The following is an 8,425-nucleotide window of genomic DNA, read 5'->3' as shown; positions in this document are numbered from 1 at the left end:
CCTTCTGCCCTCTCTCTTGGTGAGCGTTCCCTTGCGCCTGACGGCGGCGCGGGGTCTCACCGCTGCCCTCTGCCCTCTGCCTTCAAGGGCGAAGCCCCGTTAAAGCTTAAAACTCGAAGCTAAAAACTAGGAGTCAATTTAACATAACTAATAGATTCTCGACATATGAAATCTTTTCCCTATCTCATCTCGGGTTCGCTTGCCCTGACCACAATATTGCTGAATTCCAGTTCTCTAATGGCACAGACTGATCCTAGCGGTGACTGGCTAAACAGGGATGTCAATTGGAATACTGCTAAGGTATCGATTCCCCAAGCCCCCCCTCAAAATGGAAGTAATCTCCCCAACTGCCAGCATACTGTTCGTAACCCTGTCTTACCAGAAGATAAACTAGTCGGAGCCGCAGGCTGGACTTTAACCGGGGCGGCGCAAATTTATGGTACAACCACAATTGTCATGGGCATGGCCAATGCTGATGGCATGTGTCGCCCTTTAGACTATCAGGTTTTTGTTTTTGCCAACGGAGACTTTGCTGGGACATTATCGCCCATTCCGATGGATTCTCGTACTGATGGCAGTCTATTTGATTTTAATCTCTATCGAGATGGCTTTATTAATGCTTCCTTTAACCGCTATAGTCCTGATGATGCTTTATGCTGTGCTTCTGGAGAGAGTCGGGTTTTTTATGAAGTGTCAACTCAAGATGGCATGCCGCTCTTAATACCTCAATTACCTGTAGAAAATACTCCTCGCCTCTAAAAAACTTCAGGGCTTATTAGTTTATACAACTTAACAATATAAATGATGAAAGATAAGTTTTGTAACTTATGGTTGAAATAATTGTGTTTTTTCTTGATCTTAAAAAATGTATCTAGCACGACAATCTTTGCTAGAACAAAATAAAAAACAAGCACATAAAAAACAAGTATAAATATTTATAATATGAAACTCAGTTTAGCTCCCCGCTATCGTTTGGATGACAATTCACCTTGGTTGCTCGCAATTGATCCAGTTCGTCGTTACTGGATATGCATTAATGGAGACGAGAATTTGTCTACGAACATTGCGGGATTGTTAACCTCTGATAAACAAGAGTTCCGAGAGGCAGTTCTCAACTTTCGGGCCTTAGTTCCAGGAGAGAGTTTGAGTTTGCCCACCTACAACAAAGAAACCCAAATTCACTGTGTAGCAACCAATTGTTATGCCATAGCAGACGAGTTTTTGGGAGCAGAAGTTTGGCATTTGTGCGATCGCGAAGCGCTAGAAAGTTTATTAATGACTGCCCATGCAGATTGGGTGGCTAATCCTCAAGACATTGAGAGAAGTCGTCAACTCCTCTCCAAATCCTGGGAAAAATCTTTGGTTGCCTAAGAGATTTTCCTAAATGTCTTGCCAACCTTGGGGATTGATCCGTAAAAGTTCTTGCATAGAAGCTATTAAATTAACCTTTACTAGTTCGATTTCACCTTGGGGAGAAAGTAAAAAGTTCCAGACCACATTTACAGTGAAAAGACTCGTGCTCACTTGACCCCGCGCCTCAACATCTGTCTTTGCGTTAGCTAAAACGTGAGAAGTTGCAGAGCGAGGCTGAAACTTCATGCCCGCCGCTTCTTGGCTGAGATAAGTTGCAATGGCTTGTTGTCCCACAACAGGGCTATCAAAGGGTGGAACTAGTTGTCCTTGGTCAGAAAATAGGGCAGCAGTCAGCTTGAACTGCCCTTGATTGAGAGTGGAAAAGTAAGATTCAATCGCAGGATTTTCGCTTTTGAAAGCTGTAATCTCTTTAGTTTTAGTCTGAAGCATAGTTTTTGATTATATCTTTACGCAAGAGGATCAACGCCCATCCCTACTACAAATTTACGTAGTAGTGTAATTTGTTGACCAAATTCCAATCTAGTGATTTGGCTGAAGACGCTTAGTCCAGCATTCGACAATTTATAGTCGTCAGGAACGGGAACGATTTCTCCCGTAGTCATGCCTTCTGCTAGCTGATACCAAAAAGCCAATTTATTGTTGTTCGTAAAGACTCCGTAGGAACGAGTTAAAGGGTTGTTGATTCTATTTACCAAGTCGCGCATGAATTGAAGTTGCTCTTCGTAGGACAGAGCTTTAACTTTTGTTAATAAACCTTGAGTAAACTGTTCTCTGGCCGCACCAGGAGCCGCAGGAGTGATCGCACCACCTAGATTCTCGTAGATGACCCAAAACAAACCCAATTGTTCATCAGTGCTGAGGGTATTAATCGTAGCTTGAACTGTAGAGACTACATCAAGAACATTAGTGGATTGAGTGATTCTGTCGGTAGTGTATGTCATGGCTTTAGAATGCCTCTTATAATATGTATGGGTTTTAAAATTTTATCCAACTGTTAAGTAATGTAACAAAAAGTAAAAATTAATAACAATTGCTTAGTGGTAGTGAAAACCGTACCCCTAATATGCGTTAACAAATTATCCATCGTTTGACCGATTCCTTATGGCAAGACAGGGCTTAAAGTCAAATCTTCCAAGCAAAATATGTCCTGTTTGCGATCGCCCTTTTACTTGGCGGAAAAAATGGGCTGATTGCTGGGACGAAGTAAAATACTGTTCCGACCGGTGTCGGCGACGGCGATCAAAAGCTAATAAATAAAACCTTAAATCTTAGGTAATAACTATGATTCCTTCCTGGTTAGCAATTGGGATTGTTACCTTGGCGGTTCCCTTTACCCTCAATCGACTTCTGGCCCCTAAAGATTTTCGTTGGTTTATGCGCCTCAAACGCCCGAATTGGTTAACTTTTGAACGGGCAATTCCTTTGATTTGGATAACTATCTTTATCTGTGGTGCTTGGTCTGCTTATCACGTTTGGCAAGCTGGGCCAGGTCATCTATCGACTTGGTTTTTGATGGTTTTCTATCTGCTTGTGGAAATAACCATTTCTCTCTATACATTAGTTATGTGTAAGACTCGTAGCCTTAAGGTAGGAACGATTATTGGAGGTACAGGCTTTTTTCTGGGGGCAATTTTGGCAGTAATTATTGCACCTATTTCTTCTGCGGCTTTTTGGCTGTTGGTTCCCTATTTACTTTGGAGTCCGATTGGTACTTTTGTTACTTGGCAAATGATGCAGCTAAATCCTTTAGATATCTGAAATTAATATCTGTAACAATCTTCCCCGCTGGCAAGATGCTAAAGATTTTAGTAATAATAAGTTTTATTACCAAGAGATTGACATAGTCGTAATTCTTTCAATTCCACGTAAACTTTGGGATTTGCGATCGCAGTCCTTGATTTTAAACAAATTAGTAATTTTTAAAATATGTTAGATATTCCTGGTTTTAGCCAACAGTCACTAAACCTCAGCCTTGGCAAGATGGTTTACTATACTGCCGATCGCGCCCCTTGGCATTGCGAAGAAGTTGAGGAAAAAGAACGACCAACATTAGTATTCTTGCATGGGTTCGGTGGCGGCTCCTCAGCCTACGAATGGTCTAAGGTTTATCCTGCTTTTGCCCATGAATATCGTATTCTAGCTCCCGATTTGATTGGTTGGGGCGAATCATCTCATTTGGAACGCAACTATCTGATTGATGATTACTTAAGCAGTATTCCCGAATTCTTAGAAAGTAGCTGTGACGGGCCAGCTATAGTAATTGCTTCGTCTCTAACAGCAGCTTTCGTCATTCGAGTTGCGATCGCACGACCTGAGTTATTCAAATCCTTAATTCTGACAACTCCAGCAGGACTTTCAGACTTTGGAGAAAATTATACCCGCAGCTTCTTTGCTCAATTAGTCAGCACGCCAATTCTAGATCGTTTTATTTATGATTTTGGGGTTGCCAATGAGTTGGGAATTCGCAACTTTTTAGAACAGCGACAGTTTGCCCGCCCTGAGCGAGTTTATCCTGAAATAGTATCTGCCTATCTAGAATCGGCTAAGCAACCAAATGCCGAATATAGCGCGCTATCTTTTGTCCGAGGAGATCTTTGCTTTGACCTATCTGAGTATATTGAGCAATTGACCATTCCCACTGCTATTCTTTGGGGACAAAAATCTCAGTTTACTGGCCCCGAAATTGGCAGACGCCTAGCTCAAATGAATCCCACAGCGATTAAAGCTTTCCAAGTTATCGAAGAAGTTGGGCTCACTCCACAACTGGAATTACCTGCTGTGACTATCGGCTTAATTCGTCGATTTTTGAACTCAGAACTTGCTTAAAATAATCTAACGATCTCAATTAATAATGAAACTACCCAACTTAGATCTAGCAACTATTGACCGTATTGTTGAAATGGCGTGGGAAGATCGCACTCCATTCAAGGCTATTGAAATCCAATTTGGATTACAAGAAAAAGAAGTTATTGCTCTGATGCGACGAGAAATGAAATCATCAAGTTTTAGAATGTGGCGCAAACGAGTTACAGAAAGAAAAACTAAGCACCTCCAAAAAAGAGATTTTCTTGTAACTAGATTCAAATCAAACAATCAGAAAACTTAAGCTTCTTTAGGAATGAATAATAAACGAATTCTAATCTGGTATCGTCGTGATCTGCGCCTCCACGATCACAAGCCGATGTATCAGGCGCTCCAACAAGAAGCCCAAATTATTCCACTCTACTGCTTTGATGAGAGACAATTTGCCAAAACTTCTTTTGGATTCCCTAAAACTGGTGCTTTTCGATCGCAATTTTTACTCGAAGCTGTGGCTGATTTGCGAAATTCTCTCTCGCAACTAGGTAGTAATCTGATAGTGCGTCGGGGTTTACCAGAAAAAATCATTCCATCTTTAGCGAAAGAGTTAGAAATTTCTGCTGTCTACTTTCATGGTGAGGTTACTTCAGAAGAATTAGCTGTCGAAGCAGCATTGCAAAAAGCTTTGTCTCAAATTAAGATATCGGTAAAGCGCTTTTGGGGAAATACTCTCTATCACCCAGATGATCTCCCATTTAGCATTGAGCAAATTCCCGAGCTGTTTACCAACTTCCGCAAGTCCGTTGAGAAAAAATCGTCAGTCGCTTCCTCTTTTGCTGTACCCCAAGAACTTCCCCCATTGCCAGATATCAATCTCGGAGAACTACCTCAATTATCTGACTTGGGACTGGAAGCACCTAAATTCGACTCAAGGGCAGTTTTAGATTTTAAAGGTGGAGAAACCGCAGCTCTCGCAAGATTGGATAGCTATATTTGGTCAGGAGATTATCTGAAAGACTATAAAAAAACTCGCAATGGAATGTTAGGAGCTGATTACTCCTCAAAATTTTCTCCCTGGTTAGCCTTAGGTTGTCTCTCACCTCGCTTGATCTATGAACAAGTCCAAGAATATGAAGCCCAACGAGTCAAAAATGATTCTACTTATTGGTTGATATTTGAGTTGCTTTGGCGAGACTTTTTCTACTTTATTGGCACCAAGCACGGCGATCGCATCTTTCGCCAATCTGGGTTACAGGGAATAACAATATCTTGGAAAGAAGACTGGACAAGATTTAAATTATGGCAAGAGGGCAAAACTGGATTTCCTTTAGTCGATGCCAATATGCGGGAATTGGCAACAACAGGTTTTATGTCGAATCGGGGACGACAAAATGTCGCTAGTTTCCTGACCAAAAATTTGGGGATTAATTGGCAAATGGGAGCTGAATGGTTTGAGTCTTGCTTGATTGACTATGATGTTTGCAGTAATTGGGGTAACTGGAACTATACAGCTGGTGTCGGTAATGACGCTCGTGGTTTTCGCTATTTCAATATTCCTAAACAGTCTAAAAATTATGATCCTCAAGGAGAATATCTTCGACATTGGCTCCCGGAATTAAGCTCCATTAAAGGTGATTTAATTCATGAAACCGGGAAATTATCTGCTCAAGACCAGAAAATTTTTGGCGTCAGGTTAGGAGTAGATTATCCTCGCCCAGTGGTAAATTTTTTCCAATCGGTCAAGGCAAATGAAAAGACTTATAATGCTGCCGTGGAACTAGCGAAGAAACAATAACCTAATATAACAACTAGAATTTGGGTCTCAAGAGATCGAAGATCACTGGTGAAGTATAGAATATAAAATAATTGTTGATGAAAATAAATAAACCATGACTACCGAACAATTATTAAATCAATGGCAGACTTTAGATCCAGATGAACAAGCAAAGGTATTAGCCTTCATCGATTCTCTATTACAACGGAAAAACCAATTTAATTTGGGTGAAAAATTAAGAGAAATTCGTCAAGAAATTATCGCTTCTGGTATTCCTTTATTGACGTCTGAAGAAGTTGAAAAGGAGAAAGCAGCAAGACGTGGTGGTTATCGAGAAAATAGTCAATGATTCGGACTTTTATCGATGCTGGTGTTTTAATTTATGCTGCTCGTTATTTATTACAAATGAGAAACCAGAAAAGTCAATTCATCGCACTCCAAGTATTAAGATAATTTCGATTCATCCTGGCAGTAATAATGGTTAATATTAACTCAATATGACAACTGGAATCTGGGTCTTAGGAGACCAACTTTGGACTGAGCAAGCCGCACTTTCAAGCTGTGAAGCAGAAAAATCACAAACTCCAGTGGTCTTAATTGAATCGCGTCATTATGCTCAACAGAGACCTTACCATAGCCAAAAATTGGTGCTTGTTTGGTCGGCAATGCGTCACTTTGCTGAAGAACTACGTTCTGCTGGATGGCAAGTCACCTACAAAAAAATTGCAGATAACTTTGAACCTGCTCTACTGAAATGGATTAAGCAAAACGAAATTAGTGAACTACGGGTGATGATTCCTAATGATCGTCCTTTTTTGCAGTTAATTCAAAATCTACAGCTTGACTGTTCTCTAAATTTAATTGCTAACAATCATTTTCTCTGGGGTAAAACCGAATTTCAAGACTGGGCAAACTCCCGTAAGCGACTACTAATGGAGGATTTTTACCGCGAAGGACGTAAAAGATTCAATATCTTAATAGACGACAATAAACCAATTGGGGGTAAATGGAACTTTGATAAACAAAATCGTCGACCGAGCAAGGGAAAGTTAACAACTCCTATCCCTCTCTGGTTTGAACCTGATGAGATTACTAGATCTGTAATTAAGGAAGTTAAAGAGCGAAACTTGGCTAGTTATGGGGAGATAGAACCCTTTCGCTGGGGCGTCACTCGCTCCGATGCTTTGGCTGTATTAGAATATTTTCTAACTAAATGTCTGCCGACATTTGGCCCCTATCAAGATGCGATGGTAACGGGAGAGGAAACCCTTTGGCATAGCTTGATTTCTCCCTATCTCAATTTAGGATTACTAACGCCGTTAGAAGTAATCACCGCAGCACAAAAAGCTTATTTCGAGCATGATTTAGCGTTAAATAGCGTCGAAGGATTTATCCGTCAGGTTTTGGGATGGCGTGAATATATGCAGGGAATTTATCATTCCCAGAAAGGAGATTATCGAGATAGTAATTGGTTTCAGCATCATGAACCATTACCAGATTTTTATTGGTATAGTTCACAAACAGATATGAATTGTCTGCATCAAGTTCTTAAGCAAGTGGAAAGCACAGGCTATGCCCATCATATTCAGCGTTTGATGGTGTTGAGTAATTTTGCCCTAATTGTGGGGGTTTCTCCTCAAGAAATTGAAGCCTGGTTTCACGCAGCTTTTGTCGATGCCTATGATTGGGTGATGCAAACTAATGTGATTGGCATGGGACAGTTTGCCGATGGGGGCATATTAGCATCTAAACCTTACGCTTCTTCGGCTAACTATATTAATAAAATGAGTGATTATTGCAAGAATTGCGCCTATGATCTCAAGCAGCGAACAGGTGAGCATGCTTGTCCTTTTAACTTTTTCTACTGGGATTTTCTGGCCCGTCATCAAGATCAGCTCAAGTCTCAGGGACGCATGAATCTGATTTTGGGCAATCTTAAAAGAATGGCAGCAGAGGAATTGGTAGAAATTCAGGCTTTGGCTGCTGACTGGAGAGAAAAAAATAGTAATTAGGATTTTTTTCAACTGCATATCAAACTAATTGGCGATCGCGTTACTCATCATCTGCGATCGCATTTAATTATCGGGCTTCGCCCTTGAAGGCAGAGGGCAGACGGCAGACGGCAGAAGGTCTAAATCTACTTGTTCCTTCCCACTTTGGGTTAAGACCTCTTTCTTTAGGAAGAAACGAGGTTCGGGAGGTGTCAAAACACCTTCTGAACAAGAGAACTTCTGCCCTCTGCCTTCATTCTTCTGCCCTCGTTTATTACTCCATCAAAAAAACACTGGTAATCCCTGATTAGAGTTGCTTATCGATAGCATCAAAAAACTTTTTGTCAATTTTTCTTTACAATTCTTAAAATTACTGTTACATTATTTAACATAGACAAGTAACAACGCAGAGGTAACGCCCTATGTACACTACTCAACTCGACAACGGAACTCTTAACAACTATGCTGTTGAGCCCAAGATGACCTA

11 protein-coding genes are annotated in these 8,425 nt (G+C 40.8%); 9 read left to right on the top strand and 2 right to left on the bottom strand.

The features are described 5' to 3' along the window. Window positions 1–165 precede the first annotated feature (165 nt). Both XEN7305_RS00820 and XEN7305_RS00815 read left to right on the top strand, forming a co-directional pair. A complete protein-coding gene (locus XEN7305_RS00820) occupies window positions 166–759 on the top strand; it encodes an LppP/LprE family lipoprotein (protein WP_006507409.1) in 594 nt (197 codons plus the stop codon). Window positions 760–942: 183 nt separating this feature from the next. Next, window positions 943–1,371, top strand: coding sequence for a hypothetical protein (locus tag XEN7305_RS00815; protein ID WP_006507408.1), 429 nt, complete (start codon window positions 943–945; stop codon window positions 1,369–1,371). A 9-nt stretch (window positions 1,372–1,380) separates the two neighbouring features. Here XEN7305_RS00815 and XEN7305_RS00810 read toward each other — a convergent pair whose 3' ends face one another. After that, complete coding sequence (locus tag XEN7305_RS00810) at window positions 1,381–1,803, bottom strand: ketosteroid isomerase family protein (protein ID WP_006507407.1); 423 nt, start codon at window positions 1,801–1,803, stop codon at window positions 1,381–1,383. Window positions 1,804–1,820: 17 nt separating this feature from the next. Continuing rightward, entirely contained in the window at window positions 1,821–2,315 is a 495-nt protein-coding gene (locus XEN7305_RS00805; protein ID WP_006507406.1) for an orange carotenoid protein N-terminal domain-containing protein, read from the bottom strand. Between the two features lie 160 nt (window positions 2,316–2,475). On the opposite strand from XEN7305_RS00805, the gene XEN7305_RS29925 reads away from it, so the two are divergent. From XEN7305_RS29925 to XEN7305_RS00775, 7 genes are all read left to right on the top strand, one after another. Beyond that, the gene (locus XEN7305_RS29925) at window positions 2,476–2,631 is read left to right on the top strand and encodes a DUF2256 domain-containing protein (protein ID WP_071591302.1); all 156 of its coding nucleotides are present in this window, start codon (window positions 2,476–2,478) and stop codon (window positions 2,629–2,631) included. A 24-nt stretch (window positions 2,632–2,655) separates the two neighbouring features. After that, the gene (locus XEN7305_RS00800; RefSeq protein WP_006507405.1) at window positions 2,656–3,132 is read left to right on the top strand and encodes a TspO/MBR family protein; all 477 of its coding nucleotides are present in this window, start codon (window positions 2,656–2,658) and stop codon (window positions 3,130–3,132) included. A gap of 168 nt (window positions 3,133–3,300) precedes the next feature. Continuing rightward, the gene (locus XEN7305_RS00795) at window positions 3,301–4,200 is read left to right on the top strand and encodes an alpha/beta fold hydrolase (protein ID WP_006507404.1); all 900 of its coding nucleotides are present in this window, start codon (window positions 3,301–3,303) and stop codon (window positions 4,198–4,200) included. A 25-nt stretch (window positions 4,201–4,225) separates the two neighbouring features. Continuing rightward, complete coding sequence (locus tag XEN7305_RS00790) at window positions 4,226–4,480, top strand: TIGR03643 family protein (RefSeq protein ID WP_006507403.1); 255 nt, start codon at window positions 4,226–4,228, stop codon at window positions 4,478–4,480. A 12-nt stretch (window positions 4,481–4,492) separates the two neighbouring features. Continuing rightward, window positions 4,493–5,968: a DASH family cryptochrome gene (locus XEN7305_RS00785; protein WP_006507402.1), complete on the top strand. Its 1,476-nt coding sequence runs from the start codon at window positions 4,493–4,495 to the stop codon at window positions 5,966–5,968. Between the two features lie 94 nt (window positions 5,969–6,062). Then, on the top strand, window positions 6,063–6,296 hold the full coding sequence (locus XEN7305_RS00780) for a hypothetical protein (RefSeq protein ID WP_006507401.1): 234 nt from the start codon (window positions 6,063–6,065) through the stop codon (window positions 6,294–6,296). Window positions 6,297–6,444: 148 nt separating this feature from the next. Continuing rightward, the gene (locus tag XEN7305_RS00775) at window positions 6,445–7,959 is read left to right on the top strand and encodes a cryptochrome/photolyase family protein (protein ID WP_006507399.1); all 1,515 of its coding nucleotides are present in this window, start codon (window positions 6,445–6,447) and stop codon (window positions 7,957–7,959) included. Window positions 7,960–8,425 lie beyond the last annotated feature (466 nt).

The sequence above is a fragment of the Xenococcus sp. PCC 7305 genome (genome assembly GCF_000332055.1).
Lineage (GTDB): Bacteria > Cyanobacteriota > Cyanobacteriia > Cyanobacteriales > Xenococcaceae > Xenococcus.
This window is presented reverse-complemented; position numbering and strand designations above follow the sequence as displayed.

Excerpts from the sequence above, each read along its gene's own strand:
- XEN7305_RS00790 (WP_006507403.1), top strand. The coding sequence starts at position 4,226 with ATGAAACTACCCAACTTAGATCTAGCAACTATTGACCGTATTGTTGAA.
- XEN7305_RS29925 (WP_071591302.1), top strand. The coding sequence starts at position 2,476 with ATGGCAAGACAGGGCTTAAAGTCAAATCTTCCAAGCAAAATATGTCCT.
- XEN7305_RS00800 (WP_006507405.1), top strand. The coding sequence starts at position 2,656 with ATGATTCCTTCCTGGTTAGCAATTGGGATTGTTACCTTGGCGGTTCCC.
- XEN7305_RS00820 (WP_006507409.1), top strand. The coding sequence starts at position 166 with ATGAAATCTTTTCCCTATCTCATCTCGGGTTCGCTTGCCCTGACCACA.
- XEN7305_RS00775 (WP_006507399.1), top strand. The coding sequence starts at position 6,445 with ATGACAACTGGAATCTGGGTCTTAGGAGACCAACTTTGGACTGAGCAA.
- XEN7305_RS00780 (WP_006507401.1), top strand. The coding sequence starts at position 6,063 with ATGACTACCGAACAATTATTAAATCAATGGCAGACTTTAGATCCAGAT.
- XEN7305_RS00785 (WP_006507402.1), top strand. The coding sequence starts at position 4,493 with ATGAATAATAAACGAATTCTAATCTGGTATCGTCGTGATCTGCGCCTC.
- XEN7305_RS00815 (WP_006507408.1), top strand. The coding sequence starts at position 943 with ATGAAACTCAGTTTAGCTCCCCGCTATCGTTTGGATGACAATTCACCT.
- XEN7305_RS00810 (WP_006507407.1), bottom strand. The coding sequence starts at position 1,803 with ATGCTTCAGACTAAAACTAAAGAGATTACAGCTTTCAAAAGCGAAAAT.
- XEN7305_RS00805 (WP_006507406.1), bottom strand. The coding sequence starts at position 2,315 with ATGACATACACTACCGACAGAATCACTCAATCCACTAATGTTCTTGAT.
- XEN7305_RS00795 (WP_006507404.1), top strand. The coding sequence starts at position 3,301 with ATGTTAGATATTCCTGGTTTTAGCCAACAGTCACTAAACCTCAGCCTT.